Source organism: Frankia sp. CcI49 (genome assembly GCF_001983215.1).
Taxonomy (GTDB): domain Bacteria; phylum Actinomycetota; class Actinomycetes; order Frankiales; family Frankiaceae; genus Parafrankia; species Parafrankia irregularis.
This window is the reverse complement of sequence record NZ_MOWP01000040.1, coordinates 77,130-103,448: the sequence shown is the minus strand read 5'-3', so window position 1 is coordinate 103,448 and position 26,319 is coordinate 77,130. Positions and strand designations below refer to the sequence as shown.

Genomic DNA, 26,319 nt, shown 5'->3' with positions numbered 1-26,319 from the left:
AGGATCGAACTTCGAAATTGACATCGAAGTTGCAAAAAAGTTATTGTGCGCGAGTGTCGGTGTCAAAGGTTGCGCTAGGGCTCAGTCTCGCCGGAATCCGCGGTGACGCGGCCACCCTCGCCGCGGTCGCGCGGCGGGCGGAGGAGTCGGGGTACGACTCGGTCTGGACCAACGAGGCGTGGGGTAACGACGCGTTCACGCCGCTGGGCGTCATCGCGGCCGTCACCTCCCGGCTCGGGCTCGGCACCGCCATCGCCCAGATCCCGGCCAGGACACCGGCGACCACGGCGATGACCGCCCTGACACTGCAGCAGCTCTCCGGCGGCCGGCTCACCCTCGGGCTCGGCGCCTCCGGGCCACAGGTCGTCGAGGGCTGGCACGGTGTCCCGTTCCGCCAGCCGGTGCGGATGACCAGCGAGTACCTGGCCGTGCTGCGCAAGGCGCTCGCGGCGAAGGAGCGGCTGGAGTTCGCCGGCTCGATCTACACGATTCCCTACGCCGGGGCGGATGCCACCGGCCAGGGCCGGCCGCTGCGTTCCACGATGCCGCCCGCCCCGGACACGCCGATCCTCGTCGCCGCGATGGGCCCGAAGAACGTGGCGATGACTGTCGCCGAGGCCGACGGCCTGCTGCCATACCTGTGGAGCCCGACCCGCTGGAGCGCGGCCTGGGGCGAGACCCTCGCCAAGGCGCCGGCCGGGTTCCAGGTCGCGCCGACCGTCCTCGCCTGCGTCGGTGACGACCTCGACAAGTGCCGTGACCAGGTCCGTCCGCGCATCGCGCTGCACATCGGCGGGATGGGCTCGAAGAAGACGAACTTCTACGCGGCGCTGGTCTCCCGCTACGGGTACGAGGCCGAGGCCAGCCACATCCAGGACCTCTTCCTCAGCGGCGACCGCGCCGGCGCGTGCGCGGCCGTCCCCGACGAGCTCGTCGACGACCTGGCGCTGGTCGGGCCGCTCGAGCGGATCGCCGACCAGCTCGCCGCCTGGCGCGACGGCCCGGTCACCACCATGATCATCGAACCGGCCGACCTGAGCATGCTGGAGCCCATCGCCAGCCTGTGGTGACGTAACCATGCTCGGGCCAGTGCGAGAGAGTCAGACTTCGAAGGAGACAGCCATGCCAGCAGCGGCGACCGGGGGCGCGCAGGAAGCGGCAGGCGCGGGCACGGCGACCACGGCAGACGTGGCTGCGGTCACGGCTGCGACCGCCGTCGCGTCCGCGACCACGGTCGCGGATGTCCTGCTGGCGCGGGCCGGGCAGGACGAGCCCGCGTTACTGGTCGCCGACCGGCAGTGGACCTACCGCGAGCTGGTCGAGGAGGCGGCCCGCCGGGCGGCGCTGTTCGAGCAGCTGCGTGACGCCGACCGCCCCCCGCACATCGGCGTCCTGCTGGAGAACGAGCCCGACTACCTGTTCTGGCTGGCCGCGGCCGCGCTGTCCGGGGCGGTCGTCGTCGGCATCAACTCGACCTACCGCGGGGACGCACTCGGCCAGCTGATCCGGCACAGCGACTGCCAGCTGCTGGTCACCTCGACCGGTCAGCAGCCGCTGCTGGCCGGCGTGGACACCGGTGTCGCCGCCGACCGGGTGCTGCTGGTCGACGACCCCGACCACATCGCGCTCGTCGCCCGCCAGCAGGCGGAGCCGCCACAGCGGCAGGCGGCGCCCGAGGACCTCCTTCTGCTGATCTTCACCTCGGGTTCGACGGGCCTGCCGAAGGCGGTGCGCTGCACCCAGGGCCGGTACGCCCGCACCGGCGCGCACGTCGCGAAGATCGCGCAGCTGGGCGCGGGTGACGTCGTCTACTCCCCGCTGCCGTTCTTCCACTCGAGCTCGCTGTTCACCGGCTGGTCGTCCGCGCTGAACGCCGGCATCCCGATCGCGACCCGGTCGAAGTTCTCCGCCTCCAACACGCTGCCGGACGTCCGCCGCTTCGGCGCAACCATGATCACCTACACCGGCAAGGTGCTCAACTACATCCTCGCCACCCCCGAGCGGCCCGACGACGCCGACAACCCGCTGCGCCTCGCGGTCGGCAACGAGGCCTCCGCGCGCGACATCCGCGACTTCGCCCGCCGCTTCGGCTGCACCGTCCGGGACAGTTACGGCTCGACCGAGGGCATCATCATCATCCGCCGCGACCCGGCGATGCCCGAAGGCGCGCTGGGCGTCGCCGACCCGACGGTGAAGGTGCTCGACCCCGACACCGGGCTCGAATGCCCGCCGGTCACGCTCGGCGCGGACGGACGTCCCACCAACCTGGACGTCGCCGTCGGCGAGATCGTGGAGACCGCCCCGACCGGCGGGTTCGAGGGCTACTACCGCAACGAGGCGGCCACCCAGGCCCGTTTCCGCGACGGCTGGTACTGGTCCGGCGACCTCGCCTACCGCGACGCCGACGGCTGGCTGTACTTCGCCGGCCGCTCCAACGAATGGCTGCGCGTCGACGGCGAGAACTTCGCCGCCGCCCCCGTCGAAGCCATCGTCGGCCGCTACCCGGACGCGCGCTCCGTCGCCGTCTACGCCGTCCCCGACGACCCGGTGGGCGACCGGGTCATGGTCGCCCTCGAGCTGCGCGGCGGTGCCGAGTTCGACCCGGCGGCCTTCGACGCCTTCCTCGCCGACCAGCCCGACCTCGGCCCCAAGTGGGTCCCGGCGTTCGTCCGCGTGACGCAGGAGCTGCCGAAGCTCGCCAGCATGAAGATCGACAAGATGCGGCTGCGGCGCGAGGCCTGGCAGGCCGACCAGGTGGTCTGGCGCCCGGGCAAGGGCGAGCCGCTGCGCCGGCTCGACGAGGCCGACCGCACCCGGCTCGCCACCCTCCTCGGCTGAGCGGGGGAGCGCACCCATGACGACGCTCGAGCCGGCGGGCACCCGCCCGTCGCTGCTCACCGACGGCCTCGTCTTCGCGGAGGGCCCCCGCTGGCACGCCGGCCGGCTCTGGTTCTCCGACATGCACGGCGAGGCCGTCCACACCGCGACCTTGGACGGAAAGACCACCAAGGTTCTGGCCCTGCCCGGCGAGAAACCGTCAGGCCTCGGCTTCCTGCCGGACGGATCCGTGCTGGTCGTGGCCATGAAGCGCCGGGCACTGCTGCGCTTCACCACCGACGGCTCGTCCGAGGGCGCCTCGTACCAGGTGCACGCGGATCTAGCGCACCTGGTGTCGGACGAACTGAACGACATGGTGGTCGACACGACCGGCACCGCCTACGTCGGCAGCTACAACACCGAGCCAGGCACCGGCGTGATCGTGCGGGTCGCCCTCAACGGCTCGGCCGCGATCGCCGCGACCGGCCTGGAGTTCCCCAACGGCACGGTCATCACCCCCGACGGTCGGACGCTGATCGTCGCCGAGTCCAAAGGCCGCCGCCTCACCGCTTTCGACCTCGACGACCACGGCAACCTGGCGCAGCCCCGGACGATCGCGACCACCCCGGACGCAGCCCCGGACGGGATCGCGCTCGACGCGGCCGGCGCGGTCTGGGCCGCCTTCCCCCTCGCCCACGAGTTCCGCCGCATCCTGCCCGGCGGCGAGGTCACCGACCGGATCAGCACCGGTGAACGCATGGCCATCGCCTGCACCCTCGGCGGCGACGACCGCCGCACCCTGTTCCTGCTCAGCGCGAAGAACTGGAGCGCGGACGCCCTGGCCGGCGCCCGAACCTCCGTGGTGGAAACCCTCCGCGTCCCGGTACCCGGCGCCGGCCTGCCCTGACCGCTTGTCGCCGCCGGGATCAGGCGTGGGGGTTCATGTCCCCCCCAGCGATGCGACCTCCATTGCCGCCGCACCCGACGCCCGACGCCACGCCAGGCGCTCACGGCCATACACGGGCACCTCGAAGCGCCGACCAAGTAGCTCATCCAGGTTCCATGCCTTCACCCGCACCCCCAGTCATCGGCAAACAGGCAGACGATCTGCCCGGCGGATCGACGGCCCCGGGCACGGCCAGGACATGGATGTGTGTGGTCCGACGCCACACCCGGGACAGTCAGAGAACAGCGCGCCAGTGCCGGCCATCGGAACCGGTGCCACTCGCGTTCTCTTGTTGCCACCTCCTAGCGGAAATCTTCCTAGGAAGCTTGACCAAGCCTGCCCCACCTTCCTAGGTAGGTCAAGACCTTCCTAGGAAGCCTCTACGCTCGCGTAATGAGCAGCAGGCGCGGGGCATCTGATCGGATCTGGGCCGATCTCCGCGAGCAGATCACCACCGGACGCCTTGCCCCGGAGACCGCGCTACCTTCGACCGCCGAACTGGCCCGGCGCTACGGCGTCGCGACCGAGACGGCCCGTCTCGCCGTGACCCGTCTCAAGGAAGAAGGCCTGGTCAGCGGCAGAACCGGAGCCGGTGTCTACGTCCGCTCCCGGCCACATCTGCGCCGACTCGGGATCGACCGGTACGACAAGGCCAAGTGGCGCGACGCCGATCTGGTCGCGTTCGCCGCCGACCGGATCGCCTCCGGTCGGACCTGGAAACCCGGCGACCAGACGCAGACGGTCTGCCGCCTTCCCGCACCACCCGACGTCGCCACGGCACTCGGGATCCCCGAAGGCGCTGACGTGTACGAACGCGCACGCCTGATCCGCGAGAACGACGAGCCCACCCACACACTCACCAGCTACTACCTGCCCGAGCACGTCGAAGGCACCCGCCTCACCGAGGACACCGCCGGCCCCGCCGGTCCCGCTGGGGGATTCCGCGTCCTGTACGAACAGGGCCTCGAGCCCGCCTGGATCGAAGAAGACCTCCGGGCACGAATGCCAACCCCCGACGAGGCCACGACCTTGCAGCTACCGCCCGGCGAACCCGTCGTCGAGCTGCACCGGACCACCTTCACCGCCGAACAGACGCCCGTCGAATACGCCGTCGGAGTCCACGCCGCGTCACGGTTCGCCTGGTCCTACCGGTTCCCGGTACCCGACAGCACCCACCGCCCATGACCCCAACCGCGACACTGCCCACGGCGATACGAGGCCCGGTCGAAGTGCTCTGGAACTACCACGACCTGCACCACGACCCCCAGCCCACCGACATCGGCATCGGCCTGGGCAGCCACGACCTCAGCGTCGCCACCTGCACCGCCACCCTCTACCACCGCGGCCTGTTCCCTCGGATCGTGTTCACCGGCGCCAACGCCCCCACCACCATCGACACCTTCCCCCGCGGCGAAGCGGTCCACTACCGCGAACACGCCCTCACCCTGAACGTTCCCGACGCCGCCATCCTCATCGAGACCACCGCCCGCAACACCGGCGAGAACATCACCCGAACCCGCGACCTCCTCACCGCCCACGGCATCACACCCAGGTCCGTGACGCTGATCTCCAGGCCTTACCAGCAGCGCCGCGCCTACGCCACCTGCCGCAAACTCTGGCCAGACGTACACGTCCGGTGCGCATCCCTACCGGTCACTCTGGACGACTACATCGCCAGCATCGGCGACGCCGACCGCGTCGTGTCCATGCTCGTCGGAGACACCCAACGCATCTGGCTCTACGCCGAACGCGGCCACGCCATCCCCCAGCCCATCCCCGACAACGTCCGCGACGCCTACCGCGAACTCACCGAAGCCGGCTACACCAGCCGCCTGATCACCTGACCGCCGAGCCACACCGGCAGCACCGAGCAGGCCAGGCGGACCGGAAAGATCGTCGCCAATCTTCTGTACGGGTTCAAGGCCGCCCCTCCGGGGCGGCAACCCCCGCGCTCACCAGGCCGGAAATCGAGGCCGAGGGGCGCCGCGCGCCGCGCCGAACAGGACCCCGTCCGGCCCCGTGTCCGGCCGGGACCTGGCCGACAAGCTCAGCCGCGGTATGGACCACATCCATGCCTTCCGGGTGCGGCAGCTCACCGAGACCGCCGGGTCAAGCCCTGCGCTGGTGCGATGACCGTCGCCGTCGCCGAGGATCTGGCGGCTGGCGGGGTATGACCGCAGCCACCGGCTGACTGCCCGGGAGTTCGACGCCCCGCGTGGGCTGGGCGCCACCGGGCTGCGGCGTCTGCATCCCCGCCGATCGCGGGCGCCGGAGTGGGCCGATCTCAGCCGGTTGCTGCGCCCCCTCGACGACGTCAACGCCTGTCAGCGCCCCTACCGGATGGCCTGCGCCCGATGCGACTTCTACACCCGGAAGGACTCGTCGAAAGCCCAGCTGATCGAGGCGAAGACCGGCCTGCAACGCATGCTCGCCAGCATCCCGCTCACCGACGACAAACGCGCGGCGGTCGACGACGACCACGCAGCCCTCGGCCGGCTTCTCGAACGCCTCGCGGACGTCGCCACCCCTGCCGGCCCGACCGCGCGCGCGAACTCCGCGCCGAGCCCGGCACGCCGCTACCGTTGACCGTCAAGTCCAGCCCGCCCCGCTGATCGGAAGCATCGCTGACATGCGCCCGACTCTCTACACGGTCCACCAGCCAGGCCCGGGCCGGTTGAGCATCATGGCCAAACCTCGTGGCCTCGACTGGCTTGACGACGAGATGGCCGCGCTGGCCGCCGCCGGCGTCGACCTTCTGGTCTGCGCGCTCACCCAGCACGAACTCGACGAACTCGGCCTCTCCGAAGAAGCCCCGGCGGCACGCAACGCCGGCCTGCGGTTCGTCGCCCTTCCCATCCCAGACCGCCAGGTCCCCGAACTCGCCGCCGTCCTACCCGCCCTGCGCCACCTCGCCGAGCAGCTCCGACGCGGCGCACATATCGTCACCCACTGCCGGTTCGGGATTGGCCGCGCGTCCCTGCTCGCCGCCGCGATACTGATCCTCAACGACGTCGACCCCACCATCGCCTGGCAGCAGCTCGAACAAGCCCGCGGGCAGACCGTCCCGGACACCCCCGAGCAGCGAGAATGGGTGAGCAAGCTCCTCGAACGGGCATCTATTGACAAATCAGATTCCAGAGAATGATGTGGTTCACGGTGCCTTCGACCTGTCCGGAGCTGTGCGGCAGGGTAAGCCCGTTGAGGACGGCGTCGTGGTCGCGCAGGAGGCCACAGGTGAAGCGGTGAAGTTAGGGCAGGTCGTCGGCGTCGACAGCGGCGATCCAGCTGTTGAGCCGGTCCCCGTGACGACCGATGAGCATCTGCGCGAAAGCGGTGACGTGGCCGGCGGTCTTCTGGAGGCCCGGGCAACGGGAGAGGATCGTCTGTAGCGCCAAGGTCTCGTGCTCGTCCAGGTGGTCGGAGTGCGTGAGGATCCACCGGGTGACGGTGCGGACCTTGGGAGCCTGCCGTGCCGCGGGTGCGGCGGTGCCACCACCGGCGCGGAGTGGGCGGTGGGCGCGACATCCGCCTCGGGTTGATGTCGAGGGCGAGTTCGCAGTGTCTGTGGGCGGATGTTCCGGATCAAGGTCTGGTCGGTGTCACAGTCATCGGTCGCCCGCCGACCTGAGGGCTGGAAAGTTCGTGTGCCGGTTGAAGGCGTGTGTGTAGTGGCCGAGTCCCCCCTCGGACACGTTCCATTACTCCGCGGTAACTTGTGTCGATCTTCATGTCGGCCCTTACCGTGGTGGTCGTGGGGTGGTAGGTCGGGCGTAGCTGGAGCGGCGTGGGACCGAGAGCCGCCCGGCCGCCGGTAAATGCTGACCGTTACGGAGGTGCCAACATTTCGGCCCGTCGTCACCCGTGGTTCAGAATCGGCCAATAGCATTCGGCGTGCATGCGTGGTGTCGTGGCAATGGTCAGAATTGATGTTACCGGACTCCATCGGCATTTTTGCCGCAGCCAACTGAACCTGAAAACCAGGAGCTGACGGAACACGGACACCCAGCTGGCAGCAAGCCACACTCCGGACCGACCGTGATCCTCATCGGGTGTCGACGGGCCGCGTCGTCGGGTCGGCTGTCGGCTCGCTGTCGGGCGAATGAGGTGGGCGCGGCGGCACCGGCCGACCACCGTCAATGCAGGGCCGACCCCTGACCAGCTGCTACAAAGTGAGATCGTGATGGAGATCAAACACATCAGGTCGTTCCTCGCCGTGGCTGAGGAGCTGCACTTCAGCCGCGCCGCGAAACGTGTTCACGTCACCCAGCCGACACTCAGCCAACACATCCAGATCCTGGAACGTGACCTCGCGGTCCAGCTGGTCAACCGAACCTCCCGGAAAGTCGAGCTGACGCCGAGCGGCGAGGCGTTCCTGATGAAGGCGCGCAATGCCATCGCCGAATTCGAGCAGGCTCGTGAGAACGCCCAGCTCGCGGCCGTCGGACGTATAGGGTCCATCAAGGTGGGGTACAGCGTCGTCGCCAGCAGGACGGTATTGCCGGGCGCGGTGAGCGCGTTTCAGGGCGAATCGCAGCGGGTTCACGTCCAGCTGCAGCAGCTACGGACAGGCCCGCAGCTGGCCGCCCTCGAGGCCGGCGAGCTCGATATGGCGATCACGTCCGRCAAGCCGTCCACCTCCGACCTGTCCGCCCACTGGCTGCACCCGATCCGGGTTCAGGTGGTCGTTGTTTCCTCCGACCGCCTCGCGGGCCTCAGCGCGGTCCGTTTCAGTGATCTCGCGAACCGGCCGTGCATCCTGTTCGAACGCGCGCAGAGCCCGATGATGTACGACGCCATCGCGAGCAGTGCGATGCAGGCGGGCGTCGACCTGAAGGTCGCCGACGTCGTTTCCGACCCCTGGCATGCGAACGCGCTGGTCGCGGCGCGCGCGATGGTCGCCTTCACCACCGGCGTGGACCGCGAGCGCCGCCAGACAGGTCCGCATGTGAGCCGTCCGATGACCTATATCCCGCTGGTGGATCCGACTCCCCGGCTGGCGCTGCACGCGATGTGGCGGAAGTCCAGCGAGACACCCCTGCTCGTCCGCTTCATCAACGCCCTCGACGCGGCCGCGGCCGCCATGGCGATGCCCGGCGGGTCCGGTTCGCCGACCCCGCCGGGCATCTGAGTGGTGCCTGCCTCACCAGGCGCACTGCCTCACCAGGCGGGCGCGTCCGCCTCACGTAGCTCGACGCACAGCTGGTCGACCTGGTAGATGCGCATGCCCGGCTTCCAGACGTTCCCGTCGGCGGTGACCCGAACCCGGCCCGGCCGGCGTTCCACCCCGGTGATATGCGCCTCGAAGGTCATCGGGGAGTCGGTCCGGAGAAACTGGCCACGATATTTCCACCTCAGGGTGGAGCCGACCGGGACGACGAACTCCGGACGATCGAGATCCCGGTCGAGACCGGCGTCCAGCGCCCACTCCTGGACCGCCTGGATCAGCGTTTCCACGCCGAACGATCCGGGGATCACCGGATCGAGGCGGAAATGCTGCTCGAAATACCAGGCCGTCGGATCGATGGGCTGTACCCAGTGCAGGTACGCCAGGCCGGCGTTCCCGCCGCCGTCGACGACGTCGAACCCGTCGACGAGCGCCAGCCGGCCCACGGAGCGGGCGACCTGACCTGGGCTGGCCCGGCGCGCGGAGACGTCGACCGTCCGGGTGGCGGCGGTGTCGTTGCGCTCGAGCCAGGTCGGCGCGAGCCGGCCGCCATCCAGGCCGACCTGGTTGTTCAGCGCCTCGTTGCTGAAATAGCCGAACAGTGACGTGCCTCGGTAGAAGGGCTCGCCGGCAAGCGAGCACTCGTAGGCGAACTCCTGCAACAGTGCGCCCGGGGTCACCGACGTCGTGATGACCGAGCTTTCCTGGCTGATGGTCTGGTCGCGCAGGTCGACCGCGCGCAGCAGCGTCGCCTGGCCCTCCAGATTGCGCAGCCGTAGCGGTTCGTCGCCCCCGCCGAGCAGCGTGCCTCCCAGGTAGGGGCCGATGAACGCCGCGGCCTGCAACGAGGATTCCATGTGGACACAGTTAGGCATTCCGGCGTTCGCGCTGTCCCGGTAGTACCAGGCGTCGGCCGGTGAGTCGTACTCGGTCCGCCAGCGGGATTCGCCGTGGACGTCACCCCGCCGGCCGGTCAGCGACATGACGCGGTCGACCAGCAGCAGGTCCCCGCTGGGCAGCCGGACGGCTGGGACGTGCGAGAACCGGGCGAATTCTGGGYCCATCGCAATCGCCTGATCGCCGTCCGAGATGTGGGCGAGGTTGAACTCGCTGAGCAGTGCCCGTTCACCCCGGCCGTTGAACCGGCCGAGAAAGCCGGGCACGATCCCGCCGGCGCCCGGCCCCAGTGGTGCGCCGGGCCGGGGCCTGACGTGGACACCGAGCCCACTGACCCGGCCGACTGTCGCGCCCCGCGGATCATGGAACGTGACATGGGCGGCCAGCCAGGGCAGGGGAACCAGCTCGGCCGCCATCACCTCGACGCGCATCGTGCGCGCGTCGAGGCCGGTCGGCACGGACAGAACAGGTACCGGCCACCCGTCGGGAACGGCGCCGGGGGGGAGCCCGCCGGCCAGCTCACCGTCGGCGAGACACAGGTGCAGGCCGAGGTAGAGCGCCATCACCTCCACTGCCTGCCGTGCCGCCGCGAGGTGCCGCGCCGGAGTACTCCCCGCCGCCCCGGTGGTCCGCAGACGCGCATCGAGCGCGCCGAGGCCGGCCGACCCGCCCGTGAGGCCGAGCCGGTCAACCGCCGCCAGCTCCAGTGGCCGGCCCGCCCCGAGCGCGATCCGCTGGTTGAACCCGGGCTGGGCATAGGCCGCTCCGAGGACGGCGGCGATCTCGCCGCGGGCGAGCGCCGAGAGGTCCTGCTCGACGAGGGCGACGCGGGCGGAGCGGGCCAGCGGCTTGGGCGAGGAACGCCTGGAGGGCCGCGGTGCGGGGTCGGGAGGAGGGCCGGGCCGTTCGACGAGCTGGTCGTCCCGCAGCTCGTAGTGGTGCCAGGCTCCCGGCTCCGGAGCTCGTGCCCCGGGCATCATCGGCGCACCGAGCACGCCGAGGCCGGGCGTGCCGAGGCCACCGAGTTCGCCCGCCACGCCCGCGGTGGGCTCAGCCTGAGACCCGTGGCCCTCCGCCCACCGGCGTACCAGGACCAGTTGCAGCGCCTGCTGCGCGGCGAGGGCGTTGCCGTGGGCCTCCGCCACACCGCGGTGGAGACGGCTGGCGATCCCGGCCGTCCCAGCCGTGCCGCGGATCGGCTCGGGACGTGCCGTCGCCGCGCAGGCGGTGGGCGGCACAGCCCCGAAGGCCGTCCGCGCGCCCGCGCTGTTCTGACCGGAGTCGTGCTCACCGGAGCCGACCTCCGCGGAGAAGTCGGACCAGCCCAGATCGTCGAGTTCGACGATCATGACCTCGCTGTCGGCGAGTTCAGGTCCGTCCTGGAGCCGGTCAGGAACTGACATGGCTACCCCCCGCCGCATCGGACGGCTTCCAGCTCCGCACACCGGCCATGAACTTCTCGTCCAGCCCGGGCGAGGTGACCAGCACGATGCCGGTCAGCCGCTGTAGGAGCAGCCCGGACGCGGACACCGCCTCGGCGTCCACCCGCATCACGTTCGGGTCGTCCCCGACCTTGCGCGCCCGGATGGTGAACGTCTCGGTCAACGGAAGCGGCTCCCGGAGGTCCAGCCGGTCGACACCGAGTGGCAGCCAGCCGACGGTGCCGGACTCGGCGGCGAGCACAAGCGCCGCCTGGAAGACCAGGTCGGTGGGTACGGCCCGGTAGCGCCGCCCACCGTAGCCGGGCCGCTCGGCCGCCGGATCAGGTATCCGGCAGCGGACGAGCAGTTCGTCGACGCCCCGGTGCAGGACGGCCTCGATCCCCTGCAACGCCGGGCCGTGGAAGAGGACGCCCTCCTCGTAGAGGCGCGTTCCGTCCTCCGGCGTCGCCAGGCCGTTCCCGTCCACCGCCGGGTGGGCGATCTGCTCGGGGGCCGGCGGCGCGGCGGCGGGGCCGCCGGTGGTGAGAGCGAGGGTCGCGCGGTAGCGCGCGGGGCCGGGTGGCGCGTCGCGGGCCGGGTGGCCGTCCGCGATCACGGCGGTGACGATCAGCTCGTCCACCGTGTCGGGCCTGGTTGTCAGCCGGACGTGGTGGGGACGGTCCCCGTCCGCGTCGAAGGTGATGCCCCGCAGTACCTCGAAGTCCTCGACCGAGGTGACATGGTGGCCGGGGTGGGCGGCCTCGGCCACCGCGATCATCCAGCCGAGGGCGTGGACCGCGGGCAGCACGATGGCCGTGCCGATGCGGTGCGCGCCGAGGACGCCGTCGGCGGCCAGGTCCGCGAGGTCGCGGCGGGCGATGTGATCCGTGCCGGCCGGGACCGGCTGGCCGTGCAAGGGCAGCGGTGGAGCGAGCAGGAAGCCGCCGCTGTCCCGGTGCTCGATCATCTCGGTGACGAAGGCGTCGGCGGCCGCGTCGGCATCGAGCAGCGGCACGCCCCGTGCCGCGAACAGCGCCCGCAGGTCCGCGGTCACCATCCCGCCGTCCCACGCGCCCCAGGCGATCGCGACGACACGCGGGCGCGGGCCGCTCGATGCCACGACGGGCCAACGGCTCAGCGCCTCGTTCGCGACCGCGTAGTCGGACTGGCCGCTGTTACCGAAGACCCCGGCCACCGAGCAGAACATCGCGACCTGCCGCAGCGGCGCCGCCGAGATAGCCCCGAGGACCGCGGCCATGCCGACCAGCTTGGGGCCGAACACACGACGCAGATCATCGCCACGCTTGCGTGCGAGCAGGCTGTCGGCCAGGGCGCCGGCGCCGTGCACGAGTACGGTGACGCGGTCCCGGTCGGCGTCGAGCGCCTGACTGACCGCTTCCGGATCGCTGATGTCAACGCTGATGTAGCGGGCCCGGGCCCCGGCGGCCCGCACCGCGTGCAGCGTCCGGTCGATCTCCCGTCGCGCCCGTACCTGGTCGACCGCGGCCGTGACAGCCCGCGGATGCGGTGGGGCGCCCGCCCGCGCATGGTCGGCGATCAGCTCCCGCGTGAGGTCCGCGTCGTCGACTCCGACGGACCAGGCGGGCAGGGGCCGCGTGAGGTCGGTCCGTCCGAGCAGGATGAACTCGGCCGGGGCCGCCGCGGCCAGCGCGACGACACAGCGGGCGGTGATGCCTCGGCCGCCACCGGTGACAAGTACGACGTCGTCGGCGCGCACCGCCGGGTCGGGCTGGCCGTCGCGGCCGGTGGGGCCGTCGACGCCCGCGGTGGGAACCGGAACGATCGTGCAGCGGTTCCCGGCGGCATCGAGCCCGACGACCGGTGGGGCGACGGCGGCGTCGCACAGCTCCGCCAGGACGAGGCGACCGAGCTGGCGCGCCGGCACCTCGGGATGGACGTCCAGGGCCCGGGCGAACAGGGTGGGCGACTCGGCGACGATGGTCCTGGTGAGGCCGGCCAAACCGCCGAGGATCCGTGTCGCGGAGCCCGCGTCGCTCTCGGCGCTCTCGTCGGTGTCCGCCGCCGTGCTCTGCTCGCCGGTGCGCCCGTCGATCCGGGTGACCGTGAGGAAGGCCGCCCGGTCACCGGGGACGGTGTCGCGAAGGCGAGTGCCCGCGTGCTTCGCCACGAGCACGGTGTCGGCGAGGCGCCGGACGTTGCGGCTGAGATCGCCCGAAGCCTCCACCCATGCGACGCAGGCGTCGACCCGGGGCAGCGTGGCGAAGAAGTCGGACAGCCGCCGTTCCAGTGCCTCGTCGTCCCAGCTCGTACCGAGCCAGCCCTGCGCGGGCTCGTCGTCGTCGAGAGCCAGCTCATCGACCGTCCAACCCGCTTCGGCGAGATGGTCCGCCAGCGCGCGGGTGTCGGCCGTACCCGTTCCCAGCCGGACGATCACCGCCGCCGGCGCCGTCGGGAAGGGGTCCGGTGCCTGGTCGGCCGGGGGCAGCGGCACCGCTACCAGGCGGTGGCGCGGGATGACGGTGAGCGGCCCGCCGCCGCCAGCACTGCCGCCGCCAGCGCCGTCGTCGTCGGCTGTCAGGCTCGTGCCGTTGGCCGTGGTCGGGTCGGGGGTGGTGAGGTGGTTGACGAGCTGGTCGATGGTGCGTAGTTCGGCGAGGGTCTCGGTGCCCAGGGAGGGCAGCAGCGGGTACTGCTCGCGGAGCTGGCTGGCGATCTGTACGCGTTTGATCGAGTCGACGCCCAGGTCGGCTTCCATGTCCATGGAGGGGTCGATCATCTCGGCGGTGTAGCCGGTGCGGGTGGCCACCATCGCCACGACGGCCGCTCGCAACGACTCCCCGTCCGGGCCGTCTGCGGGCGCGCCGCCGTGCGCCACCGCCGCCGGCGTTCTCCCGGTCCCGTTCCCGTTGCCGGTCGGTGCGGGCTCGACACGGGTGTCGGTGACGGGACCGCCCGCGTCGGTCGGCGACGCGGGCAGCGCGATGGGCAGGCCCGGCCCGGCGGCCAGGGACGGCGGCTGGGCCGCACGCGGCTCGCCGCCCCGCCCACCGGCCGCAGCGGGGTCGGCCGGGGCGTCGGGTGGATCGGACAGGCCGGCGTGCGCGAGCCGGACCAGGAGGCTGTTCGCCAGGGAATGCGCGCCGCTGATCGCCTCACTGACCGCCGCGATGCTTCCGATCAGCTCGGGCTGCCTGACGGCCTCGGGCTCGCGCAGGGCGGTCAGCAGCTCGTCGGCGATCTTCAACTGGCCGTCGAGGTACCGGGTGTGCAGGTCGGTCTGCCGGTTCAGGACGTCGGTGAACCGGTCGAGGGGGTCGGCACCGGCCGGCTCGGCCGCCGGGGCCTGGCCGTTGTCGTCCGTCAGGCCGTGCTGCGGCGACGGCGACGGCCGCGGCGGTGCGCTGACGATCGCCGCCACCGGTGCCACCGCCGCCACCGGTGCCACCGCCGCCACCGGTGCCACCGCCGCCACCGGTGCCACCGCCGCCACCGGTGCCACCGCCGCCACCGTTGCCGCCGGCGTGAGAAGGGGCGTCGGGGAAGCCGCCTCGAGGCGGTGCTCGGCCCCGATCGCGTCGGCGTAGGCCTGCCGGCGCGCCGGTGGCACGTACTCGGCCCCCGTCAGGGCGATCGTCCCGGCGGTCGACACCGCGTCCTCGGCCGTGCTGCCGGCGTCGGGCGTCGGGACCGCTGTGGGCGGCATCCGCAGCGGGACGCCCAGCACGAGCAGCTGCGCGACAGCGCGGTGGAAGGCGACGTCGCTGTCGCCCAGCGGCCCCGCGTCGACGGAGACGGTGTGCACGTCCTCGGCGACGGTCCGCCGGGCGAGCTGGGTGAGCACCTGCCTGGGCCCGAACTCCACGAGGATGTCGCAGCCGGACTCCTCGGTGACGGCCCGCAGGCCGCCGACGAAGTCGACCGGGCGCAGCAGCTGGTTGACGAGCACTTCCCGGTTCGCCGCCACGTCCGGCCCGTAGCCGGCACCGGCGGTGTTCGCGTGGACGGGACCGGCCGGGACGCGTAGGTCGACCGCGGCGACGGCGGCCCGGAACTCGTCGACCGCGTGGGCGACGAGCGAGGTGTGGAACGCGGCTGACACCGGCAGCCGGCGGGCCCTGACCCCGGCGTCCCCGCAGGCGGCGATGACCGTGTCGAGCTGTTCCGTCGGACCGCCGACGACGATCTGGTCGGGCGCGTTGTAGTTGCAGATCGTCACCTCCGCGGCCTGCGCCAGCAGGGGCTGGGCATCGGCGGCCGTGCACTGCAACGCCGCCATCGCCCCGGCGTCCTCACCCGGGTGGCGTGGGGCCATCGCCTGCCCTCGCGCGCGGGCGAGCCGGAAGAAGTCGGCGTCGTCCAACGCGTCGGCCGCCCAGAGCGCGGTGAGCTCGCCGAAGCTGTGCCCCAGGTATGCATCGCAGGTCAGGCCCAGCTCACGCAGCGCGCGGAACTGGCCGACCGACAGGGCGCCGATGGCGGGCTGGGCGAACTCCGTCCGCCGCAGTGTCTCCTCTGCCTCGTCGGCGTCGTCCTCGCGGAATCCGCGTGGCGGGAAGACCACGGGTGCCAGGCGCGTCCCGCCGTCCGCGAAGACGTCTTCGGCCTCGTCGAACGCGCGGCTGACCGCGGGATCGGTGAGGGCCAGCTCGAGGCCCATGTTGACGTACTGGCTGCCCTGGCCGGCGAACAAGGCGCCCACCCGGGGCCGCGGCAGCGCGCGTGACCGGAAGTAGATCCAGGACGGGGTGGACCAGGCGTCCGCGTCGGGCTGGGCCTCGATCAGGCCGGCCGCCTGCTCGCACAGCTCCGCCAGCCGGTCGTCGTCCGTGGTGACCAGGGCGAGGCGCGGGGCCTCGGCGGGGATCGGGCCGTCGGACTCCGCCGCCGCACCCGACCGGACGGCCAGAGCCAGGGCGGAGATGTCCGCCGCGTGCCAGCGGTGGATCCGCGCGCGCCGGTGCAGCGCGACGGCCGGCGCCTCGCCGTGCTCCTGCAGCACGATGTGGAAGTTGGTGCCGCCGAACCCCATCGCGGACACGCCGGCCCGGCGCTGTGGCCGGCCGGGGTCCCGGATCCAGGGGCGGGCGGTGGTGTTGAGGTAGAGGGGACCGCCGTCGAGCGCCTCGTTCGGGTTGTCGACCCCGATGGTCGGCGGCAGGACCTTGTGGAACAGCGCCAGCGCAGTCTTCATGAGGCTCGCCGCGCCGGCGGCTCCCTTGGTGTGCCCGATCTGCGACTTCACACTGCCGATGGCGGCGTACCCGCGGTCGGAGGTGGCCTCGTCGAGGACCGCGGTGAGGGCGCCGATCTCGGTCCGGTCGCCCACCGCGGTGCCTGTCGCGTGCGCCTCGAACAGCTCCACGGACGAGATGGGGAAGCCGGCGTCCTGGTAGGCGCGCCGCAGCGCGAGCTGCTGCCCCTCGGCCCGCGGCGCGTAGATGCTCTTGGCCCGCCCGTCGCTGGAGGAGCCGATCCCGCGGATCACCGCGTAGATCCGGTCCTGGTCGCGCTCGGCGTCGGCCAGGCGCTTGAGCGCCAGCAGCCCGATGCCCTCGCCGAGGAGGGTGCCGTCGGCGGACTGGTCGAACGGCCGGACCCGGTCGGAGTGGGCGAGCGCGCCGGTCTTGCTGAAGCACATGTAGGTGAAGATCGAGTTCTCGGTGTCGCAACCACCGGTGATCATCATGTCGGCGCGGCCGTCGACCAGCTCGTTGACCGCCATCCGCACGGCCGACAGCGACGCGGCGCAGGCGGCGTCGACCGTGCAGTTCATCCCGCCGAGGTTGAACCGGTTGGCGATCCGCCCGGCGGTGACGTTGGCCAGCAGGCCGGGGAAGCTGTTCTCCTCCCAGGGCGCGAAGGCCTTGGTGAACCGGTCGCTGATCTCCTCGGCGTCGGCCTCGGTCAGCCCGCAGCTGCGCACGACCTCCCGCAGGACCGGAGTGGACAGGCGCATGGCCAGCGGGTGCATCAGGCCGACGACGCCGACGACGCCGAGGACGACGCCGGTGCGGGCGGGGTCGTACCACCGCGAGCCGACCGCACCTGCGTCCGCCAGGAGGTCCCGGGCGACCAGCAGGCTCAGGGTCTGGAGGCTGCTCGTGACGCCGAGCAGGTTCGGCGGGAGGCCGAACTCGATGGGGCTGAAGTCCAGGTCGGGCAGGAACCCGCCGCGCTTCGCATAGACCTTGTCCGGCACCTCGGGGTCCGGATGGTAGTAGTCCGCGACCCGCCAGCGGTCCGGCGGGACCTCCGACGAACAGTCGACGCCGTCGACGATGTTCCGCCAGTACTCGCCGCTGTTCCGGGCCTGGGGGAAAAGCCCGGCCATTCCTACGATCGCGATCGGAGTGTTCTCCAACCGTCGGTCCTCGAACGATGAGGTCGAATCCATGGTTTCTCTTTCTCGTGTTTCCGCACGCAGCCCGGCGCGCGGCGGCCGATCAGCCGATCAGCCGGATCAGCCGGATCAGTGGAACGCGAGCGCCGGGGGCAGGGGAGTAGACCCCGGCGCCATCCCGGTGAGCGCGATTCCCAGGCTCTCCGCGACCGCGTCGGCCAGTTCTCCGGCGAACCTCAGGTAGCCGGCCCGGCTGGGATGTATCCCGTCGTCGGACCACAGGTCGTCGTCGTCCCATACCGGTCCCGTGCGGGCCACGTCGAGACAGACCATGTCGAATTCCGCCGCGGTGCCGCGCAGCGCGGCGTTCACGTCCTGGATCCGGGACCTGATCCCGGCTCGGACCGGGGCGGTCAGGGCCATGCGCCGGGTGATGTCCGGATAGGTGGCGGTGAACGCCAGCGACGCGTGGCGGGTCATCGCGTCGAATATCGTCGTGAGGTTGCGCCGCAACTCGGCCGGCTGGTATTCGCTGACGATGTCGTTGAAGCCCGCGATCATTCCGGTGAGCCGGGGGCGTGCGGTCCGGACCGCGTCGAGCTGCCGGTCCAGGACCGTGGTGGTGGTCGCCAGGTGCTCGCCGTGGTTGCGGCACTCGTCGTCGCCCAGGCCGAGAAGGCCCGCGAAGGTCGGTAGCCAGCCGCGGTAGCCGGACCCGCGAGGATCGGGATCGCCGCGGCCCTCGACGAAGCTGTCGCCGATGACCACCAGTCGGACAGGCATGTCGGTTCCTCCGTTCGCGAGGCGTCCGGGCGTCAGACCTCGACGGTCGGTTGGAATCCGACCTCGCGGTACATACGCGCGAGCCGTTCCGGAGCGAAGAACTCGTGACCGGGCATCGCGCCGCCCAGCAGCCGGAAGAACTCCGTGCGGTAGTGCGGGTCGCGGCTTGACGCGTCAAAGGCGTCGTAGACGTCCTGGGGCAGGTCGAGCTCGGAGATCGTGCACGTGAAGTTGTAGGTCTCCGCGGATTCCTCGTCGCGGTGCTCACCGTAGCCACGCAGTGCCGCGTCGAGAACCTCGTCGCTCGCGTCCAGGCCGGACAACAACGCGCTCGACAGCATGCCGGCATGCCGGAACGCATCGGCGATTCCGTTTCCCGTGTACGGATCCTTGTGATAGCCGGCGTCGCCGACCAGAGCCCATCCCGGACCGCTGGCCTGGCGGTAGTAGTTGTCCGGATAGAGCATGGGCTGCAATGGCGCGACCCGTTCCGCCTGGCGGAGATCGGCGCCGAGATCGGGGGTTACCTGATCGACGATCTCCTGGAAGTTCGCCTCCGCGGCGGCGCGGAAGTCCCGGAACCTGGTCCGCTTGCGCATGACGGCGACCAGGTGCAGCCCGTCGTTGGTCGGCCAGGCTCCCATCTGCTGCTCTTCGTGGCTGGTGCGGTGGTGGAAGGAGGTCCAGGGCAGGCCGGCGAAGTAGCTGTAGTAGATGAAGCACGACGCCGGCACATGCTTGTAGGTGGTGGCGCCGGTCAGCCGTGCGACTGTGGAGTTCGCGCCGTCCGCGCCGACGACGATCCGGGCCCGCTCCTCGCTGGCCGCGCCGGAGGCCGACCGTCCCCGGATGCCCACGACCCGGCCGTCGTCGTCGAAGACGAGCTCCTCCACCGTGTAGCCCTGACGGACGTCCGCTCCCGCGCGCTGCGCCGCCTCGACGAGCGCGGCGTCCATCACCGTCCGCCGTGGTGCGTACACCCGGTCGATACCGTCGATCGGGTCGGCGAATCCGCTGATGTTGATGCCCCTGAACGACATGGTCATGTACTGGATGGGCGTGGCGTTGCCCATCGCGGCCTCCAGCACGCCCCAGTCGCGCAGCAGCGCCAGGCCGGTCTGCTGGATGAAGTGGGTCGACACCGTGTCGCTCGGGAACGTAGCCCGATCCACCAGCAGGACTCTTCTCCCGCTGCGGGCCAGCAGCATCGCGAGCGGAGATCCGGCGCAGCGGGCGCCGACGACGATCACGTCGTACATTCCTGTTTCCTTCCGAGAGTGGGTGTCCGCCCGCGCCGCGGGCAGCCGGGATCCACCGCACCGCGTCGCGCGGCGGCGGGTGGGCGGGCCAGGGCAGGGTGCGGGGGTGGGGTGGGGCGCGGGGGTGGGAGAGCGCACGCCGAGCCGCGGACCGCCCGCGGACCGTTGGGTAACGGCTGTTGGTCAGAGCGCGGGGATCAGAGATCGAGGACGAGGCGCTCGGAGCCGGCCGTCGAGACGCAGAGCATCATGGTGTTGCCGGCCAGCCGCTCCGCGTCGGTCAGCACCGAGTCCCGGTGCACGATCTCGCCGGCCAGCACCGGCGTCTCACAGCTTGCGCAGGTGCCCTCCCGGCAGGAGAAAGGGACCTCCACGCCGGCCGCGCACAGTTCGTCGATGATCGATCGGCCTGGCTCGATCGTCAGCGTGATCCCGGAGCGGCGCAGTTCCACCTCGTAGGTACGGGGGGCGGCCGCGCCGGCTTCGACGTCCGCCGCCGGCCGGGGGCGGAAGCGTTCCACGCGCAGCGTGAGGGCGGGCCGTTCGCGGCAGTACCGCTCCACGGCGGCGAGCAGCCCTTCCGGCCCGCAGCAGTACACCGTCGTGCCGTCCGCCGGTCGGGCGCCGAGGATGCCCTCCAGCGGCAGCGGACCCACCTCATCCTCGGGATGCAGCGTGCAGCGCGGGTCGTCGGCCATCCGGGCGGCGAAGGCCATCGCCGCCCGGCGGCGCCCGCCGTAGTGCAGCGACCACGACCGGCCTGTCGCCCGTAGCTGCTCGATCATCGGAAGCAGCGGGGTGATGCCGATGCCGCCGGCGATCAGCACCGTGTGGGCGCCGGGAACGAGCGGGAAGTTGTTGCGCAGCCCGCCGACCGTCAGCTCCGCGCCCTGGCGCGCGTGCTCATGCAGATAGGCCGAGCCGCCTCGGCCAGCCGGCTCGCGCAGCACCGCGATCCGCCACTGGGTGACCTGGGCCGGATCGCCGCACAGGGAGTACTGGCGGATGTCCTCGTCGGCGACTCGGACGTCGATGTGCGCGCCGGGCGTCCAGAGCGGCAGCGGCGCACCGTCCGGCCGGGCCAGCGTCAGCGAGATCACCCCGTCGGACTCGTCCTCCCGGCCGTGTACGAGCAGCGTGCCCACCTCACGGGCGGCGTCGGGGATCGGCGACGTGACGGCCGGCGACATGACGGCCGGGGGTTTGACCGCGGGGGGTTTGACCGCGGGGGGTGCGAAGGCCGGGGGTGTGACTGCATGGGGTGTGACGGCAGGGGGCGCGCCCTCGCCATGGCGCGTCCGCCGGGCCGACACCTGTCGGGACACGGCGATAACCCCCAGCCGCAGGGCGACGCCGGGGCGAAGAAGAATGCGAGGGCTGCGGGTGAGGTTGATGACCTCAAGCAGCCGGGCGGTGACATACGGGGAGACCGCGGTCGCCAGCTGGACGTGCTTGAGGTAGTGCCCGAACATCGTCCCGAGCCGGGTCCGCTCTCCCTTGACGAGCGGTGAGCGCAGGTCGATGGCCGTGGACATGCCCCAGGCGGTGTCGATGACCGGTGCGATGCGCCGGTACCACCGCCGCGGCAGCACCGGTCCCGGCTCACCCAGCACGGCCCGCAGCACCAGCGCCTCCTGCGCGGCCACGGTCATGCCCTGGGCGTAGATGGGGTTGAAGCTCGTCACGGCGTCGCCCATGGAGATCAGGCCGGCGGGCGGATCCGGCAGGTCCTCGTAACGGCGGCGGATGGAGTCGCGTACCCGGTGCTGGACCGGGTCGTCGAGGGCCTCGGCGTTCGAGATCAGCTCCAGCACGTCCGGGATCGGCAGCCGGGCGGCGTAGTCGAGGTAGCCTGCCGGATCGGTCGGCGCCCGCCGGCCGAGCGTGCCCGACAGCGTGACGTGCCAGGCATCGTCTTCGATGGCCAGGACGGCGGCGCCCGGCATCCCCGGCACCGTGGACGCGGTCACCGCGACATCGCCGCCGAGGTCGCCCGGCCGGCGGCGGTAGCGTCGTGAGCAGTAGCCGAGGTCGACCTCGACCCGGGACTCCGTCGGGGTCTGATAGCCGAGCTCGGCCAGCCAGCTACCGGCCGCCGAGTTGCGACCGGTGGTGTCGACCACCAGGTCGCTCGGGAGGATCTCCTCGGTGTCGGAGGCGGCGGCCACCACCCGGACTCCGGTGATCCGGCCAGGGGTGTGGGTCAGGCCGACGACCCTGACCTGATCGCGCAGCGTGACGTTCGGGTAGGTCGCCACCCGGGTCCGCAGCAGGTGCTCCAGCAGCGGGCGGCTCGGCGTGGCCAGGGTGGTCTCGGTGTGGCGGGGTGCCCGCATGGGGGTGCCGCCCAGATACCAGCGGGAGCGCTCGAGCCACCGGGTGCGGGGCGCCCCCCGGGACTCCAGCTCCTCCAGCAGGCCGGGAAAGAGCTCTGCCATGATCTGGCTGCCGCCGTGCATGAGGGCGTGGATGTGCCGGGCCTGCGGGGCACCGTCCCGGTAGCCCTCGGCCCTGAACGCGTCGCGTTCGAGCACGGTCACCCGGTCGAAGTGGTCCGCGAGGACGCGCGCGGCCAGGAGGCCCGCGATACTCGCGCCGAGAACGTGGACATGTCCCCTTGATGTGCTGTCGCGACTGCGCTCGATATCAGGCATCGCGATTCCTCCTAGCTCGCTGGTGCGGGCGCCGGATTCAGCCCTGGACCTTTCCGCCGTTGACGTGCAAAGCCTGGCYGTTGATCGCCGCCCCGCCGGGGGAGGCAAGAAGTACGCAGGCCGCCGCGACCTCCTCGGCCGAGGTCAGCCGTCGCTGCGGGTTGAGCAGCGGTCTGATCGCCTCTTCGTAGTCACAACCCTTTGCCTGCATCCGCTCGGCAATGGCGCGCTGGGTCATCGGAGTGTCGACGTAATACGGGCAGACACAGTTCACGGTTATTCCACGGTCGGCGTACTCGGCGGCGGCGGATCGGGTCAGCCCGAGCAGTGCGTGTTTCGCGGCGGTGTACGGGGCGGCGTAGGGAAGGCCGACAACGGAGGCAGCCGACCCGACGTTGACTATCGCGCCGCCGCCAGTGGAGACCATAGGGGGGATAACCGCTCGCATGAGTACGAGCGGTCCTTCGACGTGCACCCGCATGACGCTGCGCCAGAGATCGACGGTGATGTCGGAAAACTGGCGGGTATCGGCGACGCCAGCCGCGTTGACCAGCACGTTCGGTGCGCCGAGTCGCCTCGTGACCGCCTCGACCGCGTCGAGACAGGCGCTCTCGTCGGTGATGTCGAAGGCCGATGTGACAACCGACACATTCTCGTCCCGGCAGTTGTCGGCCAGGTGCTCGAGGGTTCCGGCGTCACGGCCCGCCAGTGCCACGTCGGCACCTTCGCGGGCGAACGCCAGGGCCACCGCACGACCGATTCCGCCGGACGCCCCGATCACCAAAGCGGTCCGGCCACGCATTGTCCGCGACATCATTGATTTCCCTTATGATTGCAGGTGGGAGTACCCCCGGTGGTCCGTTCGGAGGTGGGGAGGAAACGTGCGAACGTGGTTCGTTCGCGGGTGTCGGCGCGCAGGTCCCAGTCGACGGCCATGCGGCGCCCTGAATCTCGGCGGGCGGTACTGATCGCCACCTCGTCAAGTTGATGATCTTATTTCAACACAAGCCGGTCCGATGAACCAGAAGGATCGGCCTTCGCGATGATTCACAATGTGGTGTCGTCTGGATCAATCCAGCGGTCGCGGCAATTAAGATGGCTTTGGCGCTGTCGTGATGCCTTGTTCACGGCCGGTTAAGATACCGCCGCAAACGTTGGGGCCGGGTCCGGTCGGCATCCGGACGGACGGCATGAGCCGCCGGCCCGCACGTCTTCCCACCTCTTCCGACGCGCCCTCGGGTGCGATCCGCCTCCCTGTCGGTCGGGTCGGCCGAGCGCCGGGACGGCCCGGGAACACCCGGGCGCGCGCATCCGACGTGGTCTGCGCGACCACGCCACCAACCAGGAGGGGACTGCCATGGCGCATGTGCTCGATGCCGGAGCCCGGACCCAGTCGGCGGCCGACATCCACGCGATCCTGAGCCGTTTGGAGGAACCCGTCCACGTCGTTCGACACGCGGACGGCTACTGGCTGTCCCATGACGGGAGCGGCCCGGACGGGTCGCGCGCGCGCCGGCTGCTCGCCCTCGGGCCGCTGCCACCCGAACGCCTCGGCTCCCGGGCCTTCCAACGCGCACACGGCGTCCGCCAGAGCTACCACACCGGCGCGATGGCCGGCGGGATCGCTTCGGCCGACCTGGTGATCAGTCTGGCCGATCGCGGGCTGCTCGCCTCGTTCGGCGCGGCGGGGCTGCCCGCGGACCGGCTGGAGGACGCACTGGAGCTGCTGGGCCGGCGCCTGGCCGGACGCCCGTATGCCTGCAACGTCATCCACAGCCCGAGCGAGCCGGCGATGGAACGCGACGCGGTCGACGCGTGCCTGCGCCACCGGGTGCGGTGCGTCGAGGCGTCGGCCTTCCTGGACCTGACCCAGGAGATCGTGCGGTACCGCGCCCGAGGCCTGAGCACGGCACGGGACGGGCGGGTCGAGATCACCAACCGGATCATCGCGAAGGTGTCCCGTCGGGAGACCGCCGACCTGTTCCTGCGGCCGGCGCCGCCGTCGCTGCTGGCCGCACTGCTCCGCGGCGATCTGATCACGGCGGAGCAGGCGCGCCTGGCGGCGACCGTACCGATGGCCGACGACATCACCGCGGAGTCCGACTCGGGCGGCCACACCGACGGGCGCCCGCTCACCGTCCTGCTCGGCGAGATCATCGCCCGGCGCGACGAGATCGGATCGAGCTACGGCGGCCGAGCGGCGCGGGTCGGCGCGGCCGGGGGGATCGGGACGCCGGCGGCGGCCGCGGCGGCCTTCGCGATGGGGGCCGACTACGTGGTCACCGGGTCGATCAACCAGGCCTGTGTGGAGGCCGCCCAGTCCGCCGCGGTGAAGTCCATGCTGGGCGCGGCCGAGATGGCCGACTGCGAGATGGCGCCGTCGGCGGACATGTTCGAGCTCGGCGCCGGTGTCCAGGTGCTGCGGCGCGGGTCGATGTTCGCCGCCCGGGCCCGCCGGCTGTTCGAGCTCTACCGCGGCTACGACAGCATCGCGGACCTTCCGGGTCCTGAGCGCGCGGCGCTGGAGCGGAATGTCTTCCGGGCACCGCTGGAGGACATCTGGGTACAGACCCGCCGGTACTTCGCCGAGCGCGACCCCGCCCAGCTCGAACGGGCGGAGGGCAACGAGAAGCGGCGGATGGCGCTGGTCTTTCGCTGGTATCTCGGGCGTTCCTCGCGCTGGGCCACCACCGGCGCCGCCGACCGGGTCGCGGATTACCAGATCTGGTGCGGCCCGGCGATGGGAGCCTGCAACACCTGGCTTCGTGGGACCTATCTGGAGCCGGTGGAGGCCCGTCGGGCGCCGGACCTCGCCCTCCACATCATGCGGGGTGCGGCCTTCCACCAGCGGGTGACCGCGTTGCGCTCGCACGGGGTGACCCCGCCGGCGCGGGCCAGCCGCTACCGCCCGCTGCCCCTGGAGGGATGACGGACGGTCACCCCGGTGCCGTGGCCGGGCCGGCCACGCGGTCGAGGTCACCCCGCCGGCCGGACGGCCCGGGATTTTATCGTGTCGACGGGACCGGGTCAGAAAGCACGGGAGAAATCCTCGCGAACAACCGGCCTCGGTCCCGATTCCAACCGGGGTCCTCGACCGGGAGGCGTCGTTCTAATCACCGCCCACATAGAACCATCGGCGGTTCGAATAATTCTTGGTCCGTCCGTTCTCGGGGGCTAGTCTGAGTTCCGCCGTCAATTCAGTCTAGAATGGAGGGGATATGGATCTGACAATAGTTGGAAATCGGGCCGGTATGCCCGCTGACGGGGCCGCCAGTTCGGGTTACCTGGTGCGGACCGAGCAGTCGAACATACTCATGGACTGCGGGCCGGGAATCGCGGTCATGCTGACGAGGTACATACATGCCAGTCAGCTGGACGCGGTGGTCATCAGCCACATGCACCTCGACCACTGCTACGACGTGCTGCCCATCGGGAAGCAGGCGATGCTCCCGGTGGGGAAGACCTGGCTGGTCGACACGGACGGCAAGGGCGACTTCCACGGCGACGACACCGACCGCCGCATCAAGCTGCTCGTCCCGCGCGGTGCGCGAGCGACGCTCGACCAGCTCGCCGAGCTCTTCCCGGTACGGACCATCCCGCACCTCAACCGGGCCTTCGACCTGGCCTACGAGGTCATCGAGTACGAGCGGGGCCAGTCGTACGAGCTCGCCGACGTCACCATCACCATGGTTCCGATGGTGCATTCCTCGCCGGACTGCGGAATTCGTATCGACGGCGCGTCCGGAAGCCTCGGCTTCACCGGTGACACCGCTTACAACGACAACCTGGTGACGCTCGCCAAGGATGTCGACATCTTTCTCGCCGAAGCATCGCTGCAGGATCCCGACCACACCCGCCACGGTCATCTCGCGGGAGTGGAGGTCGGCCGGGTGGCTGCCCGGGCCGGTGCGCGCGAGCTGGTGCTGACCCATTTCACCGCGCCCCAGCCTGCCTGGAAGGAAGCACGCCGTGCGGACGCCGCCGCCGAATTCACCGGGCCCATCCACATCGGCGAGCCCGGCATGACCTTCTCGACTCCGGTGAAAGAGCGATGAC

Annotated in this window: 17 protein-coding genes; 11 read left to right on the top strand and 6 right to left on the bottom strand. The window is 71.2% G+C overall.

The annotated features are described in order from the left end of the window. The first annotated feature begins 59 nt into the window (after positions 1 to 59). From CcI49_RS34385 to CcI49_RS34345, 9 genes are all read left to right on the top strand, one after another. The gene (locus tag CcI49_RS34385) at positions 60 to 1,070 is read left to right on the top strand and encodes an LLM class F420-dependent oxidoreductase (RefSeq protein ID WP_076833638.1); all 1,011 of its coding nucleotides are present in this window, start codon (positions 60 to 62) and stop codon (positions 1,068 to 1,070) included. 52 nt (positions 1,071 to 1,122) lie between these two features. Continuing rightward, positions 1,123 to 2,838, top strand: a complete 1,716-nt coding sequence (locus CcI49_RS34380) for an AMP-binding protein (RefSeq protein ID WP_083749886.1) — start codon at positions 1,123 to 1,125, stop codon at positions 2,836 to 2,838. Positions 2,839 to 2,854: 16 nt separating this feature from the next. After that, a complete protein-coding gene (locus tag CcI49_RS34375; protein WP_076833563.1) occupies positions 2,855 to 3,724 on the top strand; it encodes an SMP-30/gluconolactonase/LRE family protein in 870 nt (289 codons plus the stop codon). 432 nt (positions 3,725 to 4,156) lie between these two features. Continuing rightward, the gene (locus CcI49_RS34370) at positions 4,157 to 4,948 is read left to right on the top strand and encodes a GntR family transcriptional regulator (protein WP_076833561.1); all 792 of its coding nucleotides are present in this window, start codon (positions 4,157 to 4,159) and stop codon (positions 4,946 to 4,948) included. After that, positions 4,945 to 5,607, top strand: a complete 663-nt coding sequence (locus CcI49_RS34365) for a YdcF family protein (RefSeq protein WP_054566262.1) — start codon at positions 4,945 to 4,947, stop codon at positions 5,605 to 5,607. Before CcI49_RS34370 ends, CcI49_RS34365 begins: the two co-directional genes overlap by 4 nt. A 448-nt stretch (positions 5,608 to 6,055) precedes the next feature. Beyond that, on the top strand, positions 6,056 to 6,349 hold the full coding sequence (locus CcI49_RS34360; protein ID WP_198955722.1) for a hypothetical protein: 294 nt from the start codon (positions 6,056 to 6,058) through the stop codon (positions 6,347 to 6,349). A 97-nt stretch (positions 6,350 to 6,446) separates the two neighbouring features. After that, positions 6,447 to 6,908 (top strand): hypothetical protein, encoded by a 462-nt coding sequence (locus CcI49_RS34355; protein WP_198955721.1) that lies wholly within the window; start codon positions 6,447 to 6,449, stop codon positions 6,906 to 6,908. A gap of 67 nt (positions 6,909 to 6,975) precedes the next feature. After that, complete coding sequence (locus CcI49_RS42960; RefSeq protein WP_206745187.1) at positions 6,976 to 7,152, top strand: hypothetical protein; 177 nt, start codon at positions 6,976 to 6,978, stop codon at positions 7,150 to 7,152. A 710-nt stretch (positions 7,153 to 7,862) separates the two neighbouring features. Further along, entirely contained in the window at positions 7,863 to 8,891 is a 1,029-nt protein-coding gene (locus CcI49_RS34345; protein ID WP_083749885.1) for a LysR substrate-binding domain-containing protein, read from the top strand. A gap of 29 nt (positions 8,892 to 8,920) precedes the next feature. Here the strand turns inward: CcI49_RS34345 and CcI49_RS34340 are convergent, their stop codons facing one another. From CcI49_RS34340 to CcI49_RS34315, 6 genes are all read right to left on the bottom strand, one after another. After that, a complete protein-coding gene (locus CcI49_RS34340; RefSeq protein ID WP_076833555.1) occupies positions 8,921 to 11,227 on the bottom strand; it encodes a hypothetical protein in 2,307 nt (768 codons plus the stop codon). Then, positions 11,214 to 17,621 carry a type I polyketide synthase gene (locus tag CcI49_RS34335; protein ID WP_076833553.1) on the bottom strand — a complete coding sequence of 2,136 codons (6,408 nt, stop codon included), beginning with the start codon at positions 17,619 to 17,621 and terminating at the stop codon, positions 11,214 to 11,216. The genes CcI49_RS34340 and CcI49_RS34335 overlap by 14 nt, the downstream gene beginning before the upstream one ends. A gap of 75 nt (positions 17,622 to 17,696) precedes the next feature. Continuing rightward, a complete protein-coding gene (locus CcI49_RS34330; RefSeq protein WP_054566269.1) occupies positions 17,697 to 18,350 on the bottom strand; it encodes a GDSL-type esterase/lipase family protein in 654 nt (217 codons plus the stop codon). A 32-nt stretch (positions 18,351 to 18,382) separates the two neighbouring features. Then, a complete protein-coding gene (locus CcI49_RS34325; RefSeq protein WP_054566270.1) occupies positions 18,383 to 19,609 on the bottom strand; it encodes an NAD(P)/FAD-dependent oxidoreductase in 1,227 nt (408 codons plus the stop codon). Positions 19,610 to 19,806: 197 nt separating this feature from the next. Next, the gene (locus tag CcI49_RS41155) at positions 19,807 to 22,263 is read right to left on the bottom strand and encodes a 2Fe-2S iron-sulfur cluster-binding protein (protein ID WP_116437573.1); all 2,457 of its coding nucleotides are present in this window, start codon (positions 22,261 to 22,263) and stop codon (positions 19,807 to 19,809) included. Positions 22,264 to 22,300: 37 nt separating this feature from the next. Next, entirely contained in the window at positions 22,301 to 23,044 is a 744-nt protein-coding gene (locus CcI49_RS34315; RefSeq protein WP_158230857.1) for an SDR family NAD(P)-dependent oxidoreductase, read from the bottom strand. A 576-nt stretch (positions 23,045 to 23,620) separates the two neighbouring features. Between CcI49_RS34315 and CcI49_RS34310 the strand changes: the two genes are divergently transcribed. Both CcI49_RS34310 and CcI49_RS34305 read left to right on the top strand, forming a co-directional pair. Further along, positions 23,621 to 25,192: a PfaD family polyunsaturated fatty acid/polyketide biosynthesis protein gene (locus CcI49_RS34310; protein ID WP_076833550.1), complete on the top strand. Its 1,572-nt coding sequence runs from the start codon at positions 23,621 to 23,623 to the stop codon at positions 25,190 to 25,192. Between the two features lie 322 nt (positions 25,193 to 25,514). Continuing rightward, the gene (locus CcI49_RS34305; RefSeq protein ID WP_241840398.1) at positions 25,515 to 26,318 is read left to right on the top strand and encodes an MBL fold metallo-hydrolase; all 804 of its coding nucleotides are present in this window, start codon (positions 25,515 to 25,517) and stop codon (positions 26,316 to 26,318) included. The last annotated feature ends 1 nt before the right edge of the window (position 26,319 follow it).

Coding starts and splice junctions, on each gene's coding strand:
- CcI49_RS34325 (WP_054566270.1), bottom strand. CDS start 19,609: ATGTACGACGTGATCGTCGTCGGCGCCCGCTGCGCCGGATCTCCGCTC.
- CcI49_RS34305 (WP_241840398.1), top strand. CDS start 25,515: ATGCCCGCTGACGGGGCCGCCAGTTCGGGTTACCTGGTGCGGACCGAG.
- CcI49_RS34380 (WP_083749886.1), top strand. CDS start 1,123: ATGCCAGCAGCGGCGACCGGGGGCGCGCAGGAAGCGGCAGGCGCGGGC.
- CcI49_RS34370 (WP_076833561.1), top strand. CDS start 4,157: ATGAGCAGCAGGCGCGGGGCATCTGATCGGATCTGGGCCGATCTCCGC.
- CcI49_RS34365 (WP_054566262.1), top strand. CDS start 4,945: ATGACCCCAACCGCGACACTGCCCACGGCGATACGAGGCCCGGTCGAA.
- CcI49_RS34335 (WP_076833553.1), bottom strand. CDS start 17,621: ATGGATTCGACCTCATCGTTCGAGGACCGACGGTTGGAGAACACTCCG.
- CcI49_RS34355 (WP_198955721.1), top strand. CDS start 6,447: ATGGCCAAACCTCGTGGCCTCGACTGGCTTGACGACGAGATGGCCGCG.
- CcI49_RS41155 (WP_116437573.1), bottom strand. CDS start 22,263: ATGCCTGATATCGAGCGCAGTCGCGACAGCACATCAAGGGGACATGTC.
- CcI49_RS34310 (WP_076833550.1), top strand. CDS start 23,621: ATGGCGCATGTGCTCGATGCCGGAGCCCGGACCCAGTCGGCGGCCGAC.
- CcI49_RS34375 (WP_076833563.1), top strand. CDS start 2,855: ATGACGACGCTCGAGCCGGCGGGCACCCGCCCGTCGCTGCTCACCGAC.
- CcI49_RS34330 (WP_054566269.1), bottom strand. CDS start 18,350: ATGCCTGTCCGACTGGTGGTCATCGGCGACAGCTTCGTCGAGGGCCGC.